Below are 25599 nucleotides of genomic sequence, written 5' to 3'. Positions count from 1 at the left end.
ATCACCATGGACAAGGAGGCACCTTTTTAAAATGAACATACGAAATGATGTGCAAAAGGCGCTGCAGCACCTTTTCGGGCGTACAGCCGTCCCGCAGGAAACATCAAAAGTAAACGAAGCGCTAAACGGGGAGAAGCGTCTCCTCTTAGGAAAAGTGCTTCGTTTACTAGGAGATCAGCATGCCCTGATCCAAGTCGGCAATCAAACTGTTCAGGGAAAACTTGAAACTCAGCTTCGTCCTCAGGCATACTATTGGTTTTCCTACGAAAAAAAAACGGCAGAGCAAACAGGCCGTCTTCAGGTCGTTCAAAGCTTTGATCAAAATCCTAAAACCATTCAGGATGCAGCTGGCAAACTTTTAAATGCTATTTCAGTGAAGACGTCAAACGCAGCTCTCATGATGACAGGAGCGATGCTGAAAAGCAAAACACCCGTAACAGAAAATGATATCAAAACAGCTGTCCGCTGGATGGACACGCTGCCTTCGCAAGACACAAAAAAAGCAGTTGAAACGGTTCTCTTCGCTTTAAAGCGTGATCTTCCCATTCACTCCGAGATTTTGAATGGTGTTCACGCTGTGAAATCGCCTGTTCCGTTGCATCAGCACGTATCCCAGCTGCTACAGGCAATCGACCAAAACCCTCAGCAGAGCCAAATGATGTCAAAGCTAAAGGAAGCAGTTAAGGTGCTTTTAAATAGTGAAATCGATGTCCATGCAGAACGGCTGATTGATAAGCTTATTTCTTTAACCGACAATACGAAAGCACCTTCTCCGACGAATACAGCTGGAAGTAGGGAGCTTAGCACACCAGCTGGCTCCCCCGGAAAAGCCAGCCTGCCGATTGCAAATCACACAGCAGAACAGGGAAGCATACAAGAAGAGCCTGTTAAAACAGCAGCAGACATTCCAATTAAAGAAGCCCGCCAGCTGCTCGTGAAGCTGACGGAATCTGCTGAAAAAAACAGTCTCCAAATTGTGAAAGAAGCAGCAAATTGGATTAAAGCGGCTGCTTCATCGGGTGATAGTAAGTCACTTGCAGCTTCAGCTGTTTTACAAGCGGCACAAGTCACAGACCAGGAAGCCGAAGTCTTTTTAAAGGCTGTTCAGCAGACAGCACCCCATTTGGCGGATAAGGCAGATGTTCTTTCTTTCTTATCCAAAGTGAAAACGGCAATCGGCGCAAGGGACGAGGTTGGGTTCATTAAAGCGTTTGAACAAGGAAGCGCAGTCACATCTGGCGAAATGCAATCCATCAAGCTGGCTCTTTCTGCCTTAAGAGCATCGCATGAGGTAGCCGAACCAGTCAAACAAGAAGCCGATCAGCTTTTTCATAAATTAAATGGCCAGCTTTTCATGCAGCAGGACCATCCATCATACAGCCAAATTGTAATGTCATTTCCGATGTTTTCGAAGTCAGGGGTTCAGGACATGACTGTTCTGTTTAAAGGAAAGAAAGAAGCGGATGGAAAGCTTGATCCTTCCCATTGCCGCCTTTTGTTTTTGCTGCAGCTTGATACACTAAAAGAAACCGTCGTTGATTGCTTGGTACAACAAAAAGTCATGACCATTACAATAGAGACTGATTTCGAGCTGCAGGCTGCGATCGATCCGATGGTGCCCGCGCTTAAACAGGGGCTAAAGGAAATGGGGTACAGCCTTTCAGGGGTAAACGCTAAAAAAAGGGTTCACACCGAAGAAAAGGCTTCAATCGATCAATATATAACAAGTATCAGTGATCAGGAAGTGGATGTGAAAATATGAAAGAGCAGACACCGATCAGAAAAGCTGTTGCTCTCCATTATGACGAACAAAAAGACAAGGCGCCGAGAGTGATTGCCACAGGGAAGGGCCATGTAGCTGACAACATTATCAAAGAAGCGAAAAAAGCAGGGGTCCCGATTCAAGAAGATCGGACCCTTGTCGAATTAATGCGCCATTTGACGGTAGATGATCAAATTCCTGAAGCTCTTTATGAAACGGTAGCCGAGATTTTTTCATTCATTTACAAATTGGACGAAAGCGTAAAAAACAAAAAATAGCTAAAATATTCCCCATCCTCCTTTGAAATTTATGTTTTTAATAAAGTAAAAGTTTGAATGTTTAGAAGGATTAAAAGATTTTGCATCGAACTGTAGACAATTCTTCCAGTATTATTATAGAATGAAAGCGCAGTCTATTTTAGTTTTGTTACATAAGTTAGGAGGATGGGAAATGAATATCCATGAGTACCAGGGAAAAGAAGTCCTCAGAAAATATGGGGTATCTGTTCCTGAAGGTAAAGTGGCTTTTACAGCAGAAGAAGCAGTTGAGAGTGCAAAGAGCTTATCCAGCTCGGTTTATGTCGTAAAGGCTCAAATTCATGCTGGCGGTCGAGGCAAAGCTGGTGGGGTAAAAATAGCAAAATCATTAGACGAAGTAAAAGCGTATGCCGAAGAACTATTAGGGAAGACCCTAGTTACACATCAGACGGGTCCGGACGGCCAAGTAATAAAACGCTTACTTATTGAAGAAGGCTGCGATATTAAAAAAGAATATTACATCGGTCTAGTGCTTGACCGCGCCACTTCAAGAATCGTTTTGATGGCTTCTGAAGAAGGCGGAACGGAAATTGAAGAGGTTGCGGAGAAAACACCGGAAAAAATCAAAAAAGCTGTCATTGATCCGGCTGTTGGCCTTCAAGGCTATCAAGCCAGAGAAATTGCATTCGCTATTAATATTCCAAAAGAGCTCGTGGGAAAAGCTGCTAAATTTATGCTTGGACTATATAAAGCGTTTGTTGAGAAAGACTGCTCAATCGCCGAAATCAATCCGCTTGTTGTTACCGGCGACGGAAATGTGATGGCGCTTGATGCAAAATTGAATTTTGACAGCAATGCGTTGTACCGACAAAAGGACATTATGGAATACAGAGATTTGGATGAAGAAGATCCGAAAGAAATTGAAGCGTCCAAATATGATCTAAGCTACATTTCCCTTGATGGAAATATCGGCTGTATGGTAAACGGCGCGGGACTTGCAATGTCTACGATGGATATTATCAAGCATTATGGAGGAGAACCGGCCAACTTCCTTGATGTGGGCGGCGGTGCAACCGCTGAAAAAGTCACGGAAGCATTTAAAATCATTCTTTCTGATCAAAACGTTAAAGGGATTTTTGTCAACATTTTCGGCGGCATTATGAAATGTGATGTCATCGCAGAAGGGGTTGTTGAAGCGACTAGACAAGTTGGTTTGACATTGCCGCTTGTCGTCCGTCTTGAAGGCACAAACGTGGATCTAGGGAAGAAAATCCTTAGTGAATCAGGATTAAACATTACATCTGCGGAATCAATGGCTGACGGCGCGCAGAAAATCGTATCCTTAGTTTAAGAAAGAATGAAAGGCAGGGGACCAAATAATGAGTGTTTTCATTAATAAAGATACAAGAGTTATTGTGCAAGGGATTACAGGTTCTACCGCTTTATTTCATACGAAGCAGATGCTTGAATACGGCACAAATATCGTTGGCGGTGTAACACCTGGAAAAGGCGGAACAGAAGCGGAAGGTGTTCCTGTATTTAATACAGTGGCTGAAGCAGTTCAAACAACCGGCGCTAACGCGTCTGTTATATATGTGCCCGCACCGTTTGCAGCTGATGCGATTATGGAAGCGGTAGATGCGGAGCTTGATCTCGTGATTTGTATCACAGAACATATCCCGGTTTTGGATATGGTGAAGGTCAAACGCTTCATGGAAGGCAAGAAAACGAGACTGATAGGGCCGAACTGTCCTGGTGTCATTACGCCTGAAGAATGTAAAATCGGCATTATGCCCGGATACATCCATAAAAAGGGTCATGTAGGCGTTGTATCACGTTCAGGAACATTAACATACGAAGCGGTGCACCAGCTCTCAGAAGCGGGTGTAGGGCAATCTACAGCTGTTGGAATCGGCGGCGACCCTGTAAATGGAACAAACTTTATTGACGTTTTAAAAGCGTTTAACGAAGATCCTGACACACACGCAGTCATCATGATTGGCGAAATCGGCGGTACGGCCGAAGAGGAAGCGGCAGAGTGGGTAAAAGCCAACATGACAAAACCGGTAGTCGGTTTTATTGGCGGTAAAACAGCACCTCCTGGGAAGCGCATGGGGCATGCAGGCGCCATTATTTCCGGCGGGAAAGGGACAGCTGATGAAAAAATCAAAACCCTTAATGCATGCGGAATCGAAGTTGCAGAGACACCTTCTGTCATGGGTGAAACCTTAATCAAGGTGCTGAAAGAGAAGAACTTGTTCGAAACTTGTAAAACGCATTAATAAAAAAGGGACAGCCGTCAAGGCTGTTCCTGCTTTTTCTAACAAAAGGAGGTCAATCTATTGGATCAGGCCGCTGTCTGCCTAACGATTTGCAGAATCAATCAATTATTATCCCCATCCCTTCTATTAAAATGGTGGAAAGCCGATCCGTCTATGTCGCTGACATCACCCGTGTTACAAACGGTTACTCGTGATCAAATAAAAGCAGCTGCATTAAAAAACGAAATAGAACAATTTTATCCAAAGCTCCCGCGTGTACTTGCTGCTTATCGTGAGCAAGGCATTAACACCATCCCTATTTCTTCAAAGCAATATCCTTTCTGGCTTAAAAGCATTTATGATCCCCCTGCCGTACTGTTTGCAAAAGGTGATATGACTCTTCTTTCGAAAGGGAGAAAAATTGGAATTGTAGGCACAAGAAATCCAACAGCTTATGGGAAACAAGTTGTCAATCATCTTACAAAAGAGATCTGTCGTAAAGGTTGGGTGATTGTCAGCGGACTGGCGTCTGGGATAGACGGAATGTCCCATGCTGCAAGTATTAAGGCGAAGGGGCGGACAATTGGCGTCATTGCAGGCGGATTTCAACACATTTATCCCCGAGAAAACCTTCAGTTAGCAGATCACATGGCTAAACACCATATCCTGCTGTCAGAGCACCCACCTGAAACTAAACCCCAAAAATGGCATTTCCCTATGAGAAACCGTATTATCAGCGGACTAAGTGAAGGCGTTATTGTCGTTCAGGGCAAAGAAAAAAGCGGTTCGCTGATTACTGCCTATCAAGCATTGGAACAAGGGAGAGAGGTATTTGCCGTACCCGGTTCATTGTTTGACCCTTACGCCGGAGGTCCTATAAAACTGATCCAGCAGGGGGCTAAAGCCATATGGTCAGCAGAGGATATTTTCGAGGAACTTCCTGAGAGAAACGTTCAATATACGGAACCCTTTTGAATTATCGTTTGACAAACGGTATTGTAATATTTAATAATAGTGAGGATTTAAAGTTGCATATTGTTTTCTATTTAATTAATGACGTTCATGATAAAGAATGAAATGTTGAAAGCCAAATAAAGACAGCTGCAAAAATAAAATTGAAATATCTTGAAAAGAGAGAGAACACCTCTTGAGGGGGATGAAAATGTCTGATTATCTAGTCATCGTGGAATCGCCCGCTAAGGCGAAAACGATTGAACGTTACTTAGGTAAAAAATATAAAGTAAAAGCATCAATGGGACATGTCCGGGATCTTCCAAAAAGTCAAATGGGAGTTGACATAGAACAGAATTTTGAACCGAAATATATTACCATTCGAGGTAAAGGCCCGGTATTAAAAGAGCTGAAAACGGCTGCGAAAAAAGCCAAAAAAGTGTATCTCGCAGCTGACCCCGACAGAGAAGGGGAAGCGATTGCATGGCATTTGGCACACAGTCTTGATTTAGATCTCAACTCAGACTGCCGTGTGGTGTTTAACGAAATTACAAAAGACGCTATTAAGGAATCGTTTAAGCATCCCCGCATGATCAATATGGATTTAGTGGATGCACAGCAAGCGAGACGTATTTTAGACAGGCTTGTCGGATATAAAATCAGTCCAATCTTATGGAAAAAAGTCAAAAAAGGGCTTAGCGCAGGACGCGTGCAATCCGTTGCCCTCCGTTTGATTATTGACCGTGAAAAAGAGATTAACGACTTTAAGCCTGAGGAATATTGGACAATTGACGGTACGTTCTTAAAAGGTCAAGAAACCTTTGAAGCGAGCTTTTTCGGGAAAAACGGCAAAAAACTTCCTTTAAATAGTGAAGCTGATGTAAAAGAGATTCTTTCTCAGCTCAAAGGGAATCAATATACAGTTGAAAAAGTAACCAAAAAGGAACGCAAACGTAATCCTGCTTTGCCTTTTACCACTTCTACCCTGCAGCAGGAAGCGGCTCGCAAGCTCAATTTCAGAGCGAAGAAAACGATGATGATTGCACAGCAATTATATGAAGGAATTGATTTAGGAAGAGAAGGAACGGTTGGTCTGATCACGTATATGAGAACGGATTCAACCCGTATTTCAAATACGGCTGTTGATGAAGCAGCTGCATTTATTGATCAGACATATGGAAAAGAGTTCCTAGGCGGAAAACGGAAGCCTGCGAAAAAGAATGAAAATGCCCAGGATGCCCACGAAGCAATTCGGCCGACATCAGTTCTTAGAAAACCAAGTGAATTAAAAGCAGTCCTCGGCAGAGACCAAATGAGACTGTATAAATTAATTTGGGAGCGTTTTGTTGCCAGCCAAATGGCACCGGCTGTTCTCGATACAATGAGTGTCGACCTGACAAACAACGGTTTGACATTTCGTGCAAATGGAAGTAAAGTCAAGTTTTCCGGGTTTATGAAGGTGTATGTTGAAGGAAAAGACGATCAAATGGAAGAAAAAGACCGGATGCTGCCTGACTTACAAGAAGGCGACACGGTATTATCAAAAGATATAGAACCTGAGCAGCATTTTACCCAGCCGCCTCCGCGATATACTGAGGCCCGGCTTGTTAAAACCCTTGAAGAACGCGGTATCGGCCGTCCATCCACATATGCTCCGACACTTGATACTATTCAGCGGCGCGGCTACGTGGCATTGGATAATAAACGTTTCGTTCCGACTGAATTAGGTCAGATCGTTCTTGACTTGATCATGGAGTTTTTCCCTGAGATCATTAACGTTGAGTTTACAGCTAAAATGGAGAGAGATCTTGATCATGTTGAAGAAGGAAATACCGAATGGGTCAAGATTATCGATAATTTCTACACCGATTTTGAAAAACGCGTGAAAAAAGCCGAATCGGAAATGAAGGAAGTTGAGATTGAACCAGAGTATGCTGGAGAAGATTGTGAATTGTGCAGTTCTCCAATGGTATATAAAATGGGACGGTACGGTAAATTCTTAGCTTGCTCCAACTTCCCTGACTGCCGGAACACGAAACCGATTGTGAAACAAATTGGTGTGAAGTGCCCGAGCTGCGGAGAAGGAAACATTGTTGAGCGAAAATCGAAAAAGAAACGGGTGTTTTACGGCTGTGACCGTTATCCGGACTGTGAATTCGTATCATGGGACAAACCAATTGAACGAAAATGCCCGAAATGCGAAAAAATGCTCGTCGAGAAAAAACTCAAAAAAGGTATACAAGTCCAATGCGTGGAATGCGATTATAAGGAAGAACCACAGAAGTAGCGGTGAGCAGGGTCTTGCTCACCTTCTTTGTGTGTTAAAAGAAGGCCTTGAATAATAAACTAGGAGATGTGAAAGATGAACCAACAAACAGTGAATGTAATCGGAGCCGGACTCGCAGGAAGTGAAGCAGCATGGCAGCTTGCCAAACGTGGGATTCAAGTCAAATTGTATGAAATGCGGCCAGTTAAACAAACGCCTGCGCACCATACAGATAAATTTGCTGAGCTTGTCTGCAGCAACTCTCTTCGCTCTAATACACTTGCTAACGCTGTCGGTGTATTAAAGGAAGAAATGCGTGCGCTTGATTCAGCCATTATCGCTGCGGCTGACGAATGTTCGGTGCCTGCCGGGGGCGCTCTTGCAGTAGACCGTCATGAATTTGCCGCAAGTGTGACAAATCGGGTGAAAAATCATCCAAACGTAACCGTTATTAATGAAGAAGTGACTGAAATTCCTGAAGGCCCTACTATCATCGCAACGGGTCCGTTAACATCTGAATCGCTGTCTGCCCAGCTGAAGGAGCTGACTGGAGAGGACTATTTATATTTTTATGACGCAGCGGCGCCAATTGTAGAAAAAGACAGCCTTGATATGGATAAAGTGTACCTAAAATCCCGTTATGATAAAGGTGAAGCAGCATATTTGAACTGCCCGATGACAGAAGAAGAGTTTGACCGTTTTCATGAAGCATTAACATCAGCAGAAACAGTGCCGTTAAAAGAATTTGAAAAAGAGATTTTCTTTGAAGGCTGCATGCCGATTGAAGTTATGGCAAAACGGGGTAAGAAAACAATGCTTTTCGGTCCGATGAAACCGGTTGGTCTAGAGCATCCTGTTACAGGAAAACGCCCTTATGCCGTCGTTCAGCTCAGACAGGATGATGCTGCGGGAACACTTTATAATATTGTAGGATTCCAGACTCATTTAAAATGGGGAGACCAAAAGGAAGTTCTCAAGTTGATTCCAGGACTTGAAAATGTAGAAATCGTCAGATATGGCGTGATGCACAGAAACACATTTATTAACTCTCCAAGCCTGTTAAAGCCGACTTATCAATTTAAAAACCGCAGTGATCTGTTCTTTGCAGGCCAAATGACGGGAGTAGAAGGATATGTGGAATCAGCTGCCTCAGGACTTGTAGCAGGCATTAATGCGGCGAAGCTTGTATTGGGAGAAGAGCTTGTGATCTTCCCTCAGGAAACAGCAATTGGCAGTATGGCACATTATATTACAACAACAAACCAGAAGAACTTCCAGCCGATGAATGCAAACTTTGGGCTTTTGAAAGAATTGCCAGTTAAAATTAAAAATAAAAAAGAACGAAATGAACAATACGCGAACCGTGCGATTGAAACAATTCAAACAATTTCGAAAACAATATAGGTATTGATTGCAACCTGAGCGCGATTTGTGATACCATTTAAAAGCCCTTCCTGGGGAGGTATTAGGCATGGAGAATGTTAAGAATTTCGTAAAGTTATTCGTTGAATATTTACAAATTGAAAAAAATTATTCACAATATACTATTGTGAATTATGTGGATTCAATTGAAGAATTCGAGACTTTCCTGCGCGTTCAAGGTATAAATGGATTTGAAGAAGCTGCATATCAAGATACTAGGATTTTTTTGACAGAAGCCTATGAAAAAGGTTTATCGAGAAGAACAATAAGCAAAAAGATATCTGCATTAAGAAGCTTTTATAAGTTTCTGATGCGGGAAAAGCTTATTGAAGAAAATCCGTTTCAGCTTGTTCATCTGCCAAAACAGGAGAAACGGATACCGAAGTTTCTATATCAAAAAGAGCTTGAGGAGCTGTTTGAAGTTTCAGATATAAGCCAGCCGGCCGGAATGAGGGATCAAGCTCTGTTAGAGCTGCTCTATGCCACTGGAATGAGGGTCAGTGAATGCTGTTCCTTAACTATTAACGACGTTGATTTATTTATGGACACTGTGCTTGTTCACGGTAAAGGCAAGAAGCAGCGTTATATCCCCTTTGGGTCTTATGCCCGCGAAGCGTTGAAGGTATACATGAATAGCGGAAGACAGTGCTTGCTGATGAAGGCAAAAGAACCTCATGATCTATTATTCGTAAATCAAAGAGGCGGACCGCTTACAGCCCGTGGCATCAGACATATTTTAAGCGGGCTTGTTCAAAAAGCGTCAAGCACTTTACATATCCATCCGCATATGCTTCGACATACGTTCGCCACGCATCTGTTAAATGAAGGAGCGGATTTGAGAAGCGTTCAAGAACTGCTCGGGCATTCCAATCTGTCTTCTACACAGATATACACGCACGTTTCGAAGGAAATGTTGAGAAACACATATATGTCTCACCATCCAAGAGCATTTAAGAAAAATTAAAGGAGGCCCTTTATGTCATCTTTTCATGCGACCACAATATTTGCCGTACAGCATAAAGGACGAAGCGCTATGTCCGGAGACGGCCAAGTAACATTTGGTCAGGCTGTTGTCATGAAACACACGGCACGGAAAGTGAGAAAACTGTTTAACGGCAAAGTTCTTGCTGGCTTTGCGGGATCTGTTGCAGACGCTTTCACTTTATTCGAAAAGTTTGAAGCTAAGCTTGAAGAATATAACGGCAACTTAAAACGGGCGGCTGTTGAGCTTGCGAAGGAATGGCGCAGTGATAAAGTGCTAAGAAAGCTCGAAGCCATGCTGATTGTTATGAATCAGGATACTTTGCTTCTCGTATCGGGAACAGGCGAGGTGATCGAACCAGATGACGGCATTCTCGCGATTGGATCAGGAGGCAATTACGCTTTGGCAGCGGGAAGAGCACTGAAAAAGCATGCCGGTGAAAGCATGTCTGCAAGTGAGATTGCCAGAGCCGCGTTAGAAACAGCAGGCGAAATTTGTGTTTACACGAACGATCAAATCATACTGGAAGAGCTTGAATAGAAAGGACTTGAGGCGCATGGAAAAAAAACCGTTAACTCCTAGACAGATTGTAGATCGGTTAGACCAATATATTGTCGGTCAGCAAAATGCGAAAAAAGCTGTCGCCGTGGCATTAAGAAACCGCTATAGAAGAAGTCTTCTGGATGAAAAGCTGAAGGACGAGGTCGTTCCGAAAAACATTTTAATGATGGGTCCTACCGGCGTCGGGAAAACTGAAATTGCCAGACGAATCGCTAAGCTTTCAGGTGCGCCATTTATCAAAATTGAAGCTACTAAATTTACCGAAGTCGGCTATGTAGGCAGAGATGTTGAATCAATGGTCAGAGATCTTGTGGAGACTTCTGTTCGGCTTATAAAAGAAGAGAAAATGAATGAAGTAAAGGAACAGGCAGAAGAAAATGCAAACAAACGCATTGTTCGTCTGTTAGTTCCCGGGAAGAAAAAACAATCTGGCGTTAAAAATCCGTTTGAAATGTTTTTTGGAGGCAGCCAGCCGAATGGTGAAGATGAGGCGGAGAGCCAGGAAGAAGCAAACATCGAAGAAAAAAGAAAACGAATGGCACATCAGCTGGCTTTAGGAGAGCTCGAAGACTACTATGTAACAGTAGAAGTCGAAGAACAGCAGCCTTCTATGTTTGACATGCTGCAGGGCTCAGGTATGGAGCAGATGGGTATGAACATGCAGGATGCGCTGAGCGGATTAATGCCAAAGAAAAAGAAGCGGCGCAAAATGACAGTCAGAGAAGCCAGAAAAGTCCTGACGAATGAAGAAGCAAGCAAACTCATCGATATGGATGAAGTCGGCCAGGAAGCTGTTCAGAGAGCAGAAGAGAGCGGGATTATCTTTATTGATGAGATTGATAAAATCGCAAAGAACGGCGGTGCATCTTCTTCTGCCGATGTTTCAAGAGAAGGCGTTCAGCGGGATATCCTGCCGATTGTTGAGGGTTCAACCGTTGTCACAAAATATGGTTCTGTAAAAACAGACCATGTATTATTTATTGCAGCAGGAGCGTTTCATATGGCCAAACCGTCTGATTTGATTCCTGAGCTGCAGGGGCGTTTCCCGATTCGTGTAGAACTGAACAAACTCACGGTAGACGACTTCGTGAGAATTTTGGTTGAGCCGGATAATGCGCTGCTGAAACAATATCAGGCATTATTGCAGACAGAAGGTATATCTCTTGAATTTTCTGACGAAGCTATTCATAAGATTGCTGAAGTTGCTTATCATGTGAACCAGGACACAGATAATATCGGTGCGAGACGCCTTCATACAATACTTGAACGCCTATTAGAAGATTTGTCGTTTGAAGCTCCAGATGTAACGATGGAGAAAATAACGATTACACCACAGTATGTCGAAGAAAAGCTCGGAACGATAGCCAAAAACAAAGATTTAAGTCAATTTATATTGTGAAAAATTTAATATGAGGAATGTTTAGGAGGATTATTTATCATGGCTTTATTACAAAAAACAAGAATTATTAACTCCATGCTGCAAGCTGCGGCAGGGAAACCGGTAAACTTCAAGGAAATGGCGGAGACGCTGCGGGATGTAATTGATTCCAATATTTTCGTTGTAAGCCGCAGAGGGAAACTCCTTGGGTATTCTATTAACCAGCAAATTGAAAATGATCGTATGAAAAAAATGCTTGAGGATCGTCAATTCCCTGAAGAATATACGAAAAATCTGTTTAATGTCCCTGAAACATCTTCTAACTTGGATATTAATAGTGAATATACTGCTTTCCCTGTTGAGAACAGAGACCTGTTTCAAGCTGGTTTAACAACAATTGTGCCGATCATCGGAGGCGGGGAAAGATTAGGAACACTTATTCTTTCACGTTTACAAGATCAATTCAATGACGATGACTTAATTCTAGCTGAATACGGCGCAACAGTTGTCGGAATGGAAATCCTAAGAGAAAAAGCAGAAGAAATTGAAGAGGAAGCAAGAAGCAAAGCTGTCGTACAAATGGCTATCAGCTCGCTTTCTTACAGTGAGCTTGAAGCAATTGAGCACATTTTTGAGGAGCTTGACGGAAACGAAGGTCTTCTTGTTGCAAGTAAAATTGCTGACCGTGTAGGCATTACCCGTTCTGTTATTGTGAACGCACTCAGAAAGCTGGAGAGCGCCGGTGTTATCGAGTCTAGATCATTAGGAATGAAAGGTACTTATATCAAGGTACTAAACAACAAATTCCTAATTGAATTAGAAAATCTAAAATCTCATTAATCACAAAAAGAACCCTTTTTGAGGGTTCTTTTTTTATTTCAAATAAAGGAAATCAATAAGCTTTATTTCCTGGGTTGAAAGTCTTTCTATGTAATACTTTTAATAAATTTTGCATTTTTCTTCAAAAAGTTTCAAAAATGCCGAAAAGAAAGGAGAAAAAACAGAAATTCTGTTATTTTCAGGCTTATATCAAGGCGAGAAATGTAGTTCTAACAATCTAGGACTTTATACCTAGTTGCAAAATAGATAATTGTGAGGACATTTTTTTACACGAACTTCATAGACTTTATGCCTGTTATTTCTTACAATAAGCATATAGTTTTACAATTCTCGACAAGGATATTGAGGGTGAAAAAAACTGAAATGGAGGTAAGTGGATTTGAGCTTATTTTCTGGAACGATACAAAATCTTGAAAATGCCTTGAGTAGAGCGGATATTAAGCAAAAAGTCATAACTAATAATATCGCCAATATAGATACACCGAACTATAAGGCGAAAAAAGTCTCTTTCCAAAATTTATTAGATCAAGAATCCTCGCGTCTTGAAGCGATAAAAACAGACTATCGTCATGTTGATTTTTCTAATACTGATTCGAATTATTCAATTGTTGCGAGAGGAGATACATCGTATCAGCAAAACGGAAACAATGTTGATGTTGACAAAGAGATGACAGAATTGGCGCAAAATCAAATCAACTATCAAGCTTTGGTTGAAAGAATGAACGGTAAATTTAATTCGCTGAAGACCGTATTAACAGGAGGAAAATGATGACAGCTTTTCATAGCTTAAATGTTTCAGCATCGGCTTTAACAGCTCAGCGAGTCAGAATGGACGTTGTATCATCTAACTTAGCAAATATGGATACGACAAGAGCTAAGCAGGTGAATGGAGAGTGGGTGCCTTACAGAAGAAAAATGGTCTCCCTTCAGTCAAAAGGTGAATCGTTCTCTTCCATTCTCAATTCTCAAATGAGCGGAAGCGGGAATGCTGGAAACGGTGTGAAGGTTTCAAAAATTACGGAGGATGATTCGGATTTTAATCTTGTCTATGATCCGACAGACCCTGATGCAAACGCTGAAGGATATGTACAAAAGCCTAATGTTGATCCATTAAAGGAAATGGTTGATCTTGTCAGCAGCACCAGATCATACGAGGCGAATGTCACGGCGATGAATGCCACAAAGGGAATGCTGATGAAGGCGTTAGAAATCGGAAAGTAGGTGAATGAATGTGATTAATGCAATTTCTCCTTTTCAGGTTCAAAATACTCAAAACACTCAAAATGCAACAAATCAAGTAAACAATAGCCAAAAAACAGATTCTTCAAATCAAACAAGCTTTTCGGAGCTTTTAAAAAACTCTATTAGTTCGTTAAATGAGTCCCAAGTAGCTTCTGACAACATGACTAATGCCTTGGCTGCAGGAAAAGATGTAAATCTTGATGAGGTCATGATCGCTGCTCAAAAAGCCAGCATCTCTCTAACTGCAGCAACAGAGTTCCGCAATAAAGCTGTGGAAGCTTATCAGGAGATTATGAGAATGCAAATGTAGGGGGTCTGACGATTTAGAGAAAGAGTGGAATGACCGGGGGTTAACATGAATCGTACTCTAATGCAAATGAAAAACAAAACGAGTGAGTTTTGGAAAAATAGATCTAAATTACAAAAGATTTTAATGGTTAGTGCTTTAGCGGCAATTATTATTATTGGAATTATTATTAGTGTTTTTGCTTCGAATTCTAAAATGGCGCCGCTGTACAAAGATTTGTCTGCCGAAGAAGCAGGACAAATCAAAGAAGAATTGGATGCAAAAAAAGTGCCAAACGAACTTTCGAATGGCGGTACAGTGATTAGTGTTCCGGAGGATCAGGTTGATTCTTTGAAAGTGCAGATGGCTGCAGAAGGACTTCCTAAAACGGGATCAATTGATTATTCGTTTTTTGGACAGAATGCCGGCTTTGGTTTGACAGACAATGAGTTTGATATGGTGAAAGTGAAAGCTACACAGACAGAACTGTCAAACTTGATCAATGAAATGGACGGTATTAAAAATTCAAAAGTAATGATTAATCTCCCGAAAGACGCTGTGTTTGTCGGTGAGGAGCAATCTGCAGCATCTGCATCAATCGTTTTGCAGATTCAACCGGGTTATACACTTGATCAAAGCCAAATCAACGGATTATATCATCTGGTATCTAAAAGCGTGCCAAACCTAAAAGAAGATAACATCGTCATCATGGACCAAAATTCTACATACTACGACAAATCAGACAGCGATGCAGGGTCCTACGCGGATAGTTATTCTTCTCAGCAAGGAATTAAGTCTCAAGTTGAAAAAGACATTCAAAAACATGTACAGTCATTGCTGGGTACGATGATGGGCCAAGATAAAGTCGTTGTCTCCGTTACAGCAGACATTGATTTCACAAAAGAAAATCGGACAGAAGACATTGTCGAGCCTGTGGATAAAGAAAACATGGAAGGTATTGCAGTCAGCGCTGAAAAGGTATCTGAAACATATCAGGGCGACGGTGCAGCCAACGGCGGAACTGCCGGAACCGGCGAGGAAGATGTTACAAATTATAAGGCTGACGGTGAAAATACCGAAAGCGGGAACTACGAAAAAAACAGCAACAAAATCAATTACGAGGTTAACCGAATTCATAAAGAAATCGCTGAAAGTCCTTATAAGGTCAGAGATTTAGGGATTCAAGTAATGGTAGAGCCGCCTGATGCCAAAAACACTGCGTCGCTATCAACTGAAAGACAGGATGATATACAAAAAATCCTTTCAACTGTAGTCAGAACATCTTTGGATAAAGATGAAACGCAAAATCAGAATTTATCTGATGCTGATATCAATAATAAGATTGTTGTTTCCGTTCAGCCATTCGACGGAAAAGTCAATTTGGATACAAATACGGAAGAATCCTCAGGTATCCCGCTGTGGGCATATATTGTAGGCGGTGTTTTAATCGCAGCGATCATTGTTCTGATCATTATGCTTATCAGAAAGAAACGGGCGCAAGAGGATGAATTTGAGGAATATGAGTATGAGGTTCCTCAAGAACCAATCAATTTGCCTGATATCAACGAAGAGGAAAATGAAACAGCGGAATCAGTCAGACGAAAACAGCTTGAAAAGATGGCGAAAGACAAGCCGGAAGATTTTGCAAAACTGCTGAGAAGCTGGCTGGCCGAGGATTAGGAGGAATTAGAAATGGCGAGACGTGATCAAGATAAGCTTACAGGAAAACAAAAAGCAGCCATTCTCATGATTTCCTTGGGGTTAGATGTGTCAGCTTCTGTCTATAAGCACTTAACCGATGAAGAAATTGAAAGGCTTACTCTGGAAATATCAGGTGTTCGAAGCGTCGATCATCAAAAAAAGGATGAAATCATAGAAGAATTTCATAATATAGCCATTGCGCAAGATTATATTTCTCAAGGCGGTTTAAGCTATGCAAGACAAGTTCTGGAAAAGGCGCTTGGAGAGGATAAGGCGGAGAACATTCTAAACAGGCTGACTTCTTCTTTGCAGGTTAAACCATTTGATTTTGCCAGAAAAGCGGAGCCTGAACAAATTTTGAATTTTATCCAGCAAGAGCATCCGCAGACGATGGCGTTAATCTTGTCTTATTTGGATCCAGTGCAGGCTGGGCAAATTTTATCCGAGCTGAATCCTGAAGTACAGGCTGAGGTTGCGAGAAGAATCGCGGTCATGGATAGAACGTCTCCAGAAATAATTAATGAGGTAGAACGGATTCTGGAACAAAAATTATCTTCTGCATTTACTCAGGATTATACACAAACAGGCGGAATTGAAGCTGTTGTGGAAGTGTTAAACGGGGTAGACAGAGGGACAGAGAAGACGATCTTGGATTCATTGGAAATTCAGGATCCCGATCTTGCTGAAGAGATTAAAAAGCGGATGTTTGTCTTCGAAGATATTGTCACACTTGATAACCGTGCCATTCAGAGAGTCATTCGCGATGTTGAGAACGACGATTTGCTCCTTTCATTAAAGGTTGCAAGCGAGGAAGTCAAAGAAATTGTATTCAACAATATGTCACAGCGTATGGTTGAAACCTTCAAAGAAGAAATGGAATTTATGGGCCCTGTACGCTTGAAAGATGTAGAAGAAGCTCAATCGAGAATTGTAAGCATCGTCAGAAAGCTTGAAGAAGCCGGTGAAATTGTGATAGCAAGAGGCGGAGGGGATGATATTATTGTCTAATATCATTAAACAAGAATCATCTATTTCTCCACAAAAGGAAAAAAGAAAACTTTCTATACAAGAGGTGCGTATTGATCATTCTCACCTTTTGCAGGCTGAAGAGAACCCGGAGGCGCTTATGGCCCGAGTGAAAGAGGAAGCTGATCGGATTTCTGAGCAGGCAAACAGTCATATAGAAAATATTCGCCGTCAAATTGAACAGGAGAAAAACGATTGGGCGGCTGAAAAACAGAAGCTTATTGAAGAAGCAAAAGCCGAGGGCTTTGAACAAGGAGTAGCGCTGGGCAAAGCTGAGGCAATGAAACAGTATGCAGAACTGATCGGCCAAGCAAACAGTATAACTGAAATGTCCAGAAAAGCTGTTGAGGACAAGCTTGAAGACGCTAATGAAGAAATCGTTGAGCTTGCCGTTGCCCTAGCAAAAAAAGTTTGGCAGCAAAAGTCTGATGATAAAGAGGCTTTCCTCCTGCTTGTACAACAGGTTATAAACGAAGTGAAGGAATATGACGATATATCAATTTATGTTGATCCATATTACTATGAGACAATCTTTCAGCAAAAAGATGAAATCCAGCAGCTTCTTTATAAAGAATGCCGGCTTGGCATATATGCTGATGAAAAAGCTCAAAAAGGAACCTGTTATATTGAAACTCCTTTTGGCAGGGTAGATGCGAGTGTTGACACACAATTGATGCAATTGAAAGATAAACTTCTGACAGCGCTGGAAGCAGGTGCAGCTGAATGAAGACACAGAGTCTGATAGATTGTATAGAAATGACAGACTCGTATAAACGGTACGGAAAAGTCAAGCGGGTCATCGGCCTGATGATTGAATCAAAAGGGCCAGCAAGCTCAATTGGCGACGTGTGCCTGATTTATGCAAAAGGACAATCTGGGAAAGTCATTAAAGCTGAGGTAGTCGGCTTCCAGGAAGAAAATATTTTGCTTATGCCTTATTTAGAGGCTGCGAGCATTGCACCTGGCAGCATTGTAGAAGCTACTGGGGAATCACTTCGGGTTAAAGTTGGAACCGGACTGATTGGACAAGTCATCGATGCTTTTGGAGAACCGCTTGACGGAAAACTTCTGCCTAAAGGGCTTTCGCCTGTATCAACGGAGCAATCACCGCCCAACCCGATGAAACGGCCGCCTATCCGTGAAAAGATGGGTGTTGGAGTCAGATCAATTGACAGCTTGCTGACAGTCGGTAAAGGCCAGCGGATTGGAATTTTTGCAGGAAGCGGTGTCGGAAAAAGCACCTTAATGGGGATGATCGCCAAGCAGACAGAGGCTGACTTAAACGTCATTGCACTTGTCGGAGAACGCGGACGAGAGGTTCGGGAGTTTATTGAAAAAGATCTGGGGAAAGAGGGGCTGAAACGATCGATTGTAGTCGTTGCCACCTCAGACCAGCCAGCATTAATGAGATTGAAAGCGGCATATACAGCGACTGCAATTGCCGAGTATTTCCGAGATAAAGGCCAAAATGTCATGTTTATGATGGATTCTGTTACAAGGGTGGCAATGGCGCAGCGAGAGATTGGACTGGCTGCAGGAGAGCCTCCGACGACAAAAGGTTATACACCTTCAGTGTTCGCTATTTTACCTCGTTTACTAGAACGAACAGGTGCAAACGAGCATGGAACCATTACGGCATTTTATACAGTGTTGGTAGACGGGGATGACATGAATGAGCCGATTGCCGATACCGTACGCGGAATTTTAGACGGACATATTGTGTTGGACAGGGCGCTTGCCAATAAAGGCCAGTTTCCTGCAGTTAACGTACTAAAAAGCATCAGCAGGGTGATGTCAAACATTTCAACAAAACAGCATCTGGATGCGGCAAATAAATTCCGTGAACTTTTATCGACATATCAAAATTCGGAAGATCTCATTAATATCGGAGCTTACAAAAGAGGATCATCCAGAGAAATTGATGAAGCGATACAATTTTATCCGCAGCTTATTCAATTTTTAAAGCAGGGAACAGACGAACCGGCTTTATTGGAAGAAAGCATTGCTGCATTAACTAGTTTGACAGGAAATGAGGAATAAACGTGGCTTATCAATTTAGATTCCAAAAGCTGCTGGAACTAAAAGAAAATGAAAAAGACCAATCCTTATCCGAGTATCAGCAATCAGTTTCTGAATTTGAAAACGTTGCTGAAAAATTATATGAGAATATGAGCAAAAAAGAATTGCTGGAACAAAATAAGGAAAAGAAATTAAAAAGCGGCATGAGTGTACAAGAAATGAGGCACTACCAACAATTTGTCTCAAATCTTGATAATACGATCTATCACTATCAAAAGCTTGTCATTATGAAAAGAAATCAAATGAATCAAAAACAAGAAATTTTGACAGAGAAAAACATTGAAGTGAAAAAGTTTGAAAAAATGCGTGAAAAACAGTTTAAAATGTTTGCTCTTGAAGATAAAGCTGCAGAAATGAAAGAAATGGACGATATTTCGATTAAGCAGTTTATGATTCAAGGCCATTAGGAGCGAATGTAATGTCCGGCAAAAAGAAAGAATCAGGTAAGTTCCGTTCGGTTTTGCTTATCATTATCCTCCCGCTGATGTTTCTATTAATCGCAGGGGGGATTGTTCTTTGGGCTGCTGGTATCAATGTCTTAAAGCCGATACAGGATGCTGCGGCAAAAACGCCGGTTCTTAAAGAATTGGTCCCTGAAACCGAAAATAAAAAAGGCGCAGCATCAAGTAAGGATAGCAGTAATACGGCAGCTCTGGAAAAGACCATTAAGGATCAAAAAAGTGAAATCAGTATATTGAATAAAGATTTAGAAACAAGTAAATCAGAAATCGATAGGCTCAATCAAAAGATCCGTTCACTTGAAAAGACGGCTGAGGATCAAAAAAAGTCATCAGAAGATCATACTGAAGGATCAGCAGACTCGAAAGCTTCTTCTGAAAATGACAAAGTGATCAGTGTGTACAAAAGCATGGACAGCGGAAAGGCTGCTAAAATTATTGCCCAATTAAAGGAGCAAGAAGCACTGAAAATATTGAATGGCCTAAGCAAAAAGCAGCTTGCTGACATATTGGCGAAAATGACTCCTGAGCAAGCAGCAACCTATACAGAAAAAATTGCTGCCAGCCAAGAATAGGGGGAATGAAAGGTGAAGCTGCTTGAATTAGCCGGACCTTTGCTGCAAACCACAACGGGTTCTGCCGCTAAAAACATGAAAAGTAGCCAAGGAGTTTTTCAAAACTGGCTTATGTCTGAGGCTGGATTGAAGGAACTTTCAGAACAAGGAAAGGGTACTCCTAATTCCGAAGATCAGCTTTTAGCAGATGCGCTTAAAAAGATCGGTGACTGGCTAAATGCAAGTCCTGAAGATCAAGACAAACAAAATGCGGATCTTTTGCAAACATTAAGCAAACTGACAGGGAAGCAATTGGATGCGAATGCTCTGCAAATGTTGCAAAATCTTTTGCAAGCAGTTGAATCAAAAATGTCAGGCGGGACGGATCAATTGCTCACAGAAACGGAGAAAATCTTTTCAGAAGCTAAAACGGCTCTGAGTGCCAATGCTTCTGCTTCTGACATTAATGGAGCACTGAAGTCTGATACAGAGCAATCAAATCAGGAAAATGAAGTATCCGAGCCTGCTAAAGAGCTTATCTATATCCAGATGTTCATTAGCCAGCTCGTAGAAGGGAATAAGCTGACTGATCGCGGGAATGGCAATGAAGCTCATGCCATTTACCAAAATGGAGATCAATTCCTTTCTGCATTAGAAAAGAAGGGTGTATCTCAACAACTAATTCAGGATCTTAAACAGCAAATATTCACTAAAGCTGAGTCAAGTTCAAAACTTTACTCGATGACAGCGTCAGAGCTGAAAAGTTTTCAAAGCTTAATGGATCAAATGTCTATGCTTCCTCAAAAAGGGACCAAAGAATGGAGTTTAGCTGAAAGCCAGCTGAAAGCCTTCTTGTTATCGAAATCATCCGAATCATCACAAGACTTTGGGAAGAGTGTTCTCACACCGCTCTCGCAGAGTTCATCCAGCAAAAATGCATCGGATGTTTCTGGAAGTATTCAGCCTGTAGATAGTAAATCAGGACTCCAAATGCTGTTTTCGGGGTATCGGGGCATAGGAGGAGTTCAAACACTTGATCTGCAGCAGATGTCATCTGATATACCAAATGCCGAAACAAAAACGGTGGCTGATCAAGTGATTAATGCGTGGAAGCAGATGAAATATACGCCTTTCGGCAGATCGACGGGAAGTTTCACTATTCGGCTGAACCCTGAACATTTAGGATTTGTCACAATCAAGCTGACAAATGAAAATGGAATGTTTCAGAGTAAAATCATAGCATCTAGCCAATCAGCAAAAGAATTGCTTGAACAGCATCTTCCTCAGCTGAAGCAATCATTGCCGAATATGGCCGTCCAAATTGACCGTTTTACTCTTCCGGTCCAAAGCGGGGATCAGCCGATATACGGCCAGCTTGCTGATGAACAGAAACAGCAGCAAGAGGGGCAGAGACAGCAAAGACAGAAAAAGCAATCAAATGATTTTGGCGATCTGCTCGATGAAGTGTCGATGGTTGAAATGGAGGAAGAAGAATGACTTCTATAAGTTCAGAATATAAACTGCCTGAAAAAACGAACACTGTGTCGACGAACAACAGCAGCTTGGGGAAAGACGAGTTTTTAAAAATATTAATGACTCAAGTTCAAAACCAAGATCCGCTTAACCCGATTGACGATAAAGAATTTATCAGCCAGATGGCGACTTTTTCAAGCTTGGAGCAAATGATGAATCTGAATACGACAATGACTCAATTCGTTGAAAACCAAGATCCGTTTACAACGTATGTTGATTGGATGGGAAAAGAAGTATCTTGGACTGATGGTAAAAGTGCAACAGATAAAACAGGCACAGTAAGCTCTGTTAAACATTTTAAAGGAAATTATTATCTCGTTCTTGATGATGGGACCGAGATCAGTCCTGCGAATGTCATGTCTGTGGGACAATCATCTAAATAAAAACATCTGGGGGAATATATTATGTTACGTTCACTTTATTCTGGAATCAGCGGTATGAAGAACTTTCAAACAAAGCTTGACGTAATCGGTAACAACATTGCCAACGTAAATACAGTAGGATTCAAAAAGAGCCGTGTGACCTTTAAAGATATGGTAAGCCAAACCATTGCCGGCGGTTCTGCTGCTGGTGCAACAATCGGCGGAACAAACTCTAAGCAAATCGGTTTAGGTTCATCATCTGGCACAATTGATACAATTCATTCAACAAGCGCGACACAAAGCACAGGAAGAACACTTGATTTAGCAATTGACGGCGACGGTTACTTCCGAATTGATACAGGTGACGGGACAGCTTATACAAGAGCAGGGAACTTCTATTTAGATAATACTGGAACACTGGTTACAGGTGATGGCTACCATGTACTAAATATGAATGGCGGAACAATTAAAATTCCTACTGATGCTCAAAGCTTTAGCATTGGTTCTGATGGAAAGGTGTCAATTGTTGATGCTGAGGGGAAAACACAAGACGGGGGACAAATCGGGATTGTTACTTTTGCCAACAGTGATGGATTGGATAAAATCGGAAGCAACCTATACCGTGAATCTTTAAACTCTGGAACGGCCAGTGCAGCGAACCAGCCTGGTGACGGCGGAACTGGTGCTCTTAAATCAGGATTTCTCGAAATGTCTAACGTCGATTTAACTGACGAATTTACTGAAATGATCGTAGCCCAGCGCGGATTCCAATCAAACTCAAAAATTATTACAACATCTGATGAAATCCTTCAAGAACTGGTTAACCTTAAACGTTAAGGAGGGAGGGGAGGCGAGTAATCGCTTCTCCGCTGTTTTATGATTAAAGTAACCCGTTTGAACGGGCAGCCCTTTACACTGAATGCGCTATTTATTGAACAGATTGAATGTTTTCCGGATACTACAATTACTCTGTCAAATGGTAAGAAGTTTGTAGTAAAAGAAGATGAAGAAGCTGTTCTGGAAAAGATCGCAGCTTTCTACCGAAAAATACAAATATTTGCAATGGATCAAGGAATAGAGGAACCGGAATGAAGAAAAAGTTAATGATCATATTACTAATTATTCTTATCGTAATTGGTGCTCTCGGGGCGGCGGCTTATTTTGTTTTAGGCGGAAAGTCCGAAAAAAGTGAAGCGAAAAAAAGTATTGATGAAATCGTTGCGTCTTCTGTTGATGTAGAAGAGATCACAACAAATTTAAAGTCTGATAACATTATCCGTCTTGCTATTAAACTTGAAACCGATTCTGATAAATCAAAAGAAGAACTTGAGAAACGTGATTTCCAAGTGAAAGACGCTGTTATATCACTGCTGGCTGATACGAATGCTGATCAGATTGAGGGAGACAAGGGAAAAGAAACCTTTAAGAAGGAACTAAAAGATAAAATAAATAGCTACCTCCAAGAAGGAAAAGTAGAAAAAGTGTATATTACCTCCTTTAATCTGCAATAAAGCATAATTTGACAGAATACGGAGGTGAGGAAAATGTCAGGAGAAGTTCTCTCCCAAAATGAAATAGATGCACTGCTTTCTGCAATATCAACTGGTGAAATGGACGCTGAAGAGCTGAAAAAAGAAGAAAAAGAGAAGAAAGTCAAGGTTTATGATTTCAAACGTGCGCTGCGGTTTTCTAAGGATCAGATTCGCAGTTTAACGAGAATTCATGACAATTTTGCAAGACTTCTTACCACTCATTTTTCTGCTCAGCTCAGAACCTATATTCACATATCTGTCAGTTCTGTTGATCAGGTTCCGTATGAGGAATTTATCAGATCGATCCCGAACATGACGATTCTAAATCTATTTGATGTTCATCCGATGGAAGGAAGAATTATGATGGAGGTCAACCCCACGATAGCTTATACGATGATGGATCGAGTCATGGGCGGGATTGGAATCAGTCATAACAAGGTTGACAGTTTGACAGAAATTGAAACAAAAATCATTTCTAATTTATTTGAAAATGCACTGGGTAATTATAAAGAAGCTTGGCAGTCAATTGCTGATATTGAACCGGAAATGACTGAGTTTGAAGTGAATCCGCAATTTGTTCAGATGGTATCTCCTAATGAAACAGTCGTGGTGATCTCGCTCAATACTCAAATTGGTGAAATCAGCGGTGTCATTAATCTCTGTATCCCGCATATTGTACTCGAGCCGCTCATACCGAAGCTTTCAGTCCACTATTGGATGCAATCAGACCGAAATGAGCCAAAGCCTGAGGAAACAAAGTCGCTTGAAAAACGTATCATGACAGCACAAATACCTGTCGTGGCCGAGCTCGGCACATCTGAACTGACGATAGAAGAGTTTTTAAGTTTAGAAGTCGGAGACTGCATAACTTTGGACAAATCAGTCACGGATCCTCTTACTGTATTGGTCGGAGATAAGCCGAAATTTTTAGGACAAGCCGGCCGGGTGAATCGAAAACAGGCAGTGCAAATTTTAGATCACGACATAAGAGGTGAACAAGATGGAGAATAATAGATTATCTCAAGATGAGATTGACGCGCTTCTTAACGGTACTGGCAGCACGCTTGATGAGCCAGAGGTTCCGGAAGTAGATGACTTATCGGAAATGGAGCGTGATGCGATCGGTGAAATCGGTAATATTTCATTCGGCAGTTCTGCGACAGCACTGTCAACGCTTTTAAATCAAAAGGTCGATATTACGACTCCAAGCGTAACGGTCATTCCAAGAAGTAAAATCAGCGATGCGTTTCCTGAACCGTATGTAGCGATTGAAGTGAATTATACGGAGGGCTTCAGCGGAAGCAACCTGTTAGTCGTGGAACAAAGTGACGCGGCGATCATTGCTGACTTAATGATCGGGGGAGACGGAAAAGGTGCGGACCCTTCACTGGGTGAAATCCATTTAAGTGCGGTTCAAGAAGCAATGAACCAAATGATGGGATCGGCTGCCACATCAATGTCTACTGTATTCAGTAAAAAAATTGATATTTCACCTCCTCGGGTTGAATTGCTGGATGTTACTGAAGAAAAGGGTACAGACCGTATACCTGATGATGAAATGCTGGTGAAAGTTTCTTTCAACTTAAAGGTGGGAGAATTAATAGACTCCAGCATTATGCAGCTTTACCCATTGACATTTGCGAAAGATTTAATTTCAAGCCTTATGAACTCAGAAAGTGCAGAGGAAGAAGAAACGGTGCAGCCTGAAGTTACATACGAACAGCCGAAAGAGCCTGTGACGCCAGAGCCGCGTATTGAACCGAAGCAACAGCAGCAGCCGCCAAAAAGGCAGGGAACAGCAAAAAAAGCAGCGCCAGTTCAGGTTTCACCGGTGGAATTTTCAGCGTTTGATCCAAACGAAGCTGTACAAGCCCCTATTCATAATCTGGATATGCTTTTGGATATCCCGCTTTCGATTACTGTTGAGCTTGGCAGAACGAAGAGAAGCGTAAAAGAGATTTTAGAGCTTTCTGCCGGAAGTATTATCGAGCTTGATAAATTAGCCGGTGAGCCTGTAGATATTTTAGTTAATCAGCGTATCGTTGCCAAAGGCGAGGTCGTTGTCATTGAAGAAAACTTCGGAGTGAGAGTCACTGACATTTTAAGCCAGGCAGAGCGCATTAATAATTTAAAATAACGAAACACA

General features: G+C 41.8%; 27 protein-coding genes. All 27 read left to right on the top strand.

Annotation, left to right across the window (positions count from 1 at the left end; translation table 11 throughout):
- Nucleotides 1–31: 31 nt before the first annotated feature.
- The 27 genes from SB658_RS06695 (at nt 32) to fliY (ending at nt 25590) form a co-directional block, all read left to right on the top strand.
- On the top strand, nt 32–1762 hold the full coding sequence (locus SB658_RS06695; RefSeq protein WP_410601381.1) for a hypothetical protein: 1731 nt from the start codon (nt 32–34) through the stop codon (nt 1760–1762).
- Nucleotides 1759–2040 carry a FlhB-like flagellar biosynthesis protein gene (locus tag SB658_RS06690; protein ID WP_003232001.1) on the top strand — a complete coding sequence of 94 codons (282 nt, stop codon included), beginning with the start codon at nt 1759–1761 and terminating at the stop codon, nt 2038–2040. Before SB658_RS06695 ends, SB658_RS06690 begins: the two co-directional genes overlap by 4 nt.
- 172 nt (nt 2041–2212) lie before the next feature.
- On the top strand, nt 2213–3370 hold the full coding sequence (gene sucC / locus SB658_RS06685) for an ADP-forming succinate--CoA ligase subunit beta (RefSeq protein WP_003244732.1): 1158 nt from the start codon (nt 2213–2215) through the stop codon (nt 3368–3370).
- Between the two features lie 28 nt (nt 3371–3398).
- A complete protein-coding gene (sucD, locus tag SB658_RS06680) occupies nt 3399–4301 on the top strand; it encodes a succinate--CoA ligase subunit alpha (RefSeq protein ID WP_003238566.1) in 903 nt (300 codons plus the stop codon).
- A 60-nt stretch (nt 4302–4361) separates the two neighbouring features.
- Nucleotides 4362–5255, top strand: coding sequence for a DNA-processing protein DprA (dprA, locus tag SB658_RS06675; protein WP_003245871.1), 894 nt, complete (start codon nt 4362–4364; stop codon nt 5253–5255).
- Nucleotides 5256–5442: 187 nt separating this feature from the next.
- Nucleotides 5443–7518 (top strand): type I DNA topoisomerase, encoded by a 2076-nt coding sequence (gene topA / locus SB658_RS06670; protein WP_038428950.1) that lies wholly within the window; start codon nt 5443–5445, stop codon nt 7516–7518.
- Between the two features lie 75 nt (nt 7519–7593).
- Nucleotides 7594–8901 carry an FADH(2)-oxidizing methylenetetrahydrofolate--tRNA-(uracil(54)-C(5))-methyltransferase TrmFO gene (gene trmFO / locus SB658_RS06665; protein ID WP_003244725.1) on the top strand — a complete coding sequence of 436 codons (1308 nt, stop codon included), beginning with the start codon at nt 7594–7596 and terminating at the stop codon, nt 8899–8901.
- A 67-nt stretch (nt 8902–8968) separates the two neighbouring features.
- Nucleotides 8969–9883, top strand: coding sequence for a tyrosine recombinase XerC (gene xerC, locus SB658_RS06660; protein WP_410601378.1), 915 nt, complete (start codon nt 8969–8971; stop codon nt 9881–9883).
- A gap of 12 nt (nt 9884–9895) precedes the next feature.
- On the top strand, nt 9896–10441 hold the full coding sequence (clpQ, locus tag SB658_RS06655; RefSeq protein ID WP_003238555.1) for an ATP-dependent protease subunit ClpQ: 546 nt from the start codon (nt 9896–9898) through the stop codon (nt 10439–10441).
- Nucleotides 10442–10457: 16 nt separating this feature from the next.
- Nucleotides 10458–11861, top strand: coding sequence for an ATP-dependent protease ATPase subunit HslU (gene hslU / locus SB658_RS06650; protein WP_003245556.1), 1404 nt, complete (start codon nt 10458–10460; stop codon nt 11859–11861).
- A 39-nt stretch (nt 11862–11900) separates the two neighbouring features.
- Nucleotides 11901–12680: a GTP-sensing pleiotropic transcriptional regulator CodY gene (gene codY, locus SB658_RS06645; protein WP_003220850.1), complete on the top strand. Its 780-nt coding sequence runs from the start codon at nt 11901–11903 to the stop codon at nt 12678–12680.
- Nucleotides 12681–13059: 379 nt separating this feature from the next.
- Nucleotides 13060–13449 carry a flagellar basal body rod protein FlgB gene (flgB, locus tag SB658_RS06640; RefSeq protein WP_144500773.1) on the top strand — a complete coding sequence of 130 codons (390 nt, stop codon included), beginning with the start codon at nt 13060–13062 and terminating at the stop codon, nt 13447–13449.
- Complete coding sequence (flgC, locus tag SB658_RS06635; RefSeq protein WP_003245521.1) at nt 13449–13901, top strand: flagellar basal body rod protein FlgC; 453 nt, start codon at nt 13449–13451, stop codon at nt 13899–13901. Before flgB ends, flgC begins: the two co-directional genes overlap by 1 nt.
- Before the next feature lie 10 nt (nt 13902–13911).
- Nucleotides 13912–14232: a flagellar hook-basal body complex protein FliE gene (gene fliE, locus SB658_RS06630; RefSeq protein WP_003238544.1), complete on the top strand. Its 321-nt coding sequence runs from the start codon at nt 13912–13914 to the stop codon at nt 14230–14232.
- Between the two features lie 45 nt (nt 14233–14277).
- A complete protein-coding gene (gene fliF, locus SB658_RS06625) occupies nt 14278–15888 on the top strand; it encodes a flagellar basal-body MS-ring/collar protein FliF (protein WP_010886506.1) in 1611 nt (536 codons plus the stop codon).
- 12 nt (nt 15889–15900) lie between these two features.
- Nucleotides 15901–16917: a flagellar motor switch protein FliG gene (gene fliG, locus SB658_RS06620; RefSeq protein WP_003231981.1), complete on the top strand. Its 1017-nt coding sequence runs from the start codon at nt 15901–15903 to the stop codon at nt 16915–16917.
- On the top strand, nt 16910–17662 hold the full coding sequence (fliH, locus tag SB658_RS06615; protein WP_003244804.1) for a flagellar assembly protein FliH: 753 nt from the start codon (nt 16910–16912) through the stop codon (nt 17660–17662). Before fliG ends, fliH begins: the two co-directional genes overlap by 8 nt.
- On the top strand, nt 17659–18975 hold the full coding sequence (gene fliI / locus SB658_RS06610) for a flagellar protein export ATPase FliI (RefSeq protein ID WP_015715886.1): 1317 nt from the start codon (nt 17659–17661) through the stop codon (nt 18973–18975). The genes fliH and fliI overlap by 4 nt, the downstream gene beginning before the upstream one ends.
- Nucleotides 18976–18977: 2 nt before the next feature.
- Nucleotides 18978–19421 carry a flagellar export protein FliJ gene (gene fliJ / locus SB658_RS06605; protein ID WP_003231977.1) on the top strand — a complete coding sequence of 148 codons (444 nt, stop codon included), beginning with the start codon at nt 18978–18980 and terminating at the stop codon, nt 19419–19421.
- A gap of 11 nt (nt 19422–19432) precedes the next feature.
- On the top strand, nt 19433–20047 hold the full coding sequence (locus SB658_RS06600) for a MotE family protein (RefSeq protein ID WP_003231975.1): 615 nt from the start codon (nt 19433–19435) through the stop codon (nt 20045–20047).
- A gap of 12 nt (nt 20048–20059) precedes the next feature.
- Nucleotides 20060–21523: a flagellar hook-length control protein FliK gene (locus SB658_RS06595; protein ID WP_015715887.1), complete on the top strand. Its 1464-nt coding sequence runs from the start codon at nt 20060–20062 to the stop codon at nt 21521–21523.
- The gene (gene flgD, locus SB658_RS06590) at nt 21520–21942 is read left to right on the top strand and encodes a flagellar hook assembly protein FlgD (RefSeq protein ID WP_003231970.1); all 423 of its coding nucleotides are present in this window, start codon (nt 21520–21522) and stop codon (nt 21940–21942) included. Before SB658_RS06595 ends, flgD begins: the two co-directional genes overlap by 4 nt.
- 21 nt (nt 21943–21963) lie before the next feature.
- Nucleotides 21964–22758: a flagellar basal body rod protein FlgG gene (gene flgG, locus SB658_RS06585; RefSeq protein WP_003231968.1), complete on the top strand. Its 795-nt coding sequence runs from the start codon at nt 21964–21966 to the stop codon at nt 22756–22758.
- Between the two features lie 39 nt (nt 22759–22797).
- The gene (gene swrD / locus SB658_RS06580) at nt 22798–23013 is read left to right on the top strand and encodes a swarming motility protein SwrD (RefSeq protein WP_003231966.1); all 216 of its coding nucleotides are present in this window, start codon (nt 22798–22800) and stop codon (nt 23011–23013) included.
- On the top strand, nt 23010–23432 hold the full coding sequence (fliL, locus tag SB658_RS06575; protein WP_003231964.1) for a flagellar basal body-associated protein FliL: 423 nt from the start codon (nt 23010–23012) through the stop codon (nt 23430–23432). The genes swrD and fliL overlap by 4 nt, the downstream gene beginning before the upstream one ends.
- A 33-nt stretch (nt 23433–23465) precedes the next feature.
- Nucleotides 23466–24464, top strand: a complete 999-nt coding sequence (gene fliM, locus SB658_RS06570) for a flagellar motor switch protein FliM (RefSeq protein ID WP_003220879.1) — start codon at nt 23466–23468, stop codon at nt 24462–24464.
- Nucleotides 24454–25590 (top strand): flagellar motor switch phosphatase FliY, encoded by a 1137-nt coding sequence (fliY, locus tag SB658_RS06565; protein WP_014479788.1) that lies wholly within the window; start codon nt 24454–24456, stop codon nt 25588–25590. Before fliM ends, fliY begins: the two co-directional genes overlap by 11 nt.
- Nucleotides 25591–25599 lie beyond the last annotated feature (9 nt).

Origin of the sequence: Bacillus sp. SIMBA_008 (assembly GCF_046535495.1) — a bacterium.
Lineage (GTDB): Bacteria > Bacillota > Bacilli > Bacillales > Bacillaceae > Bacillus > Bacillus subtilis.
The sequence above is the reverse complement of the archived record's forward strand: the minus strand, read 5'-3'. Positions and strand labels throughout refer to the sequence as shown.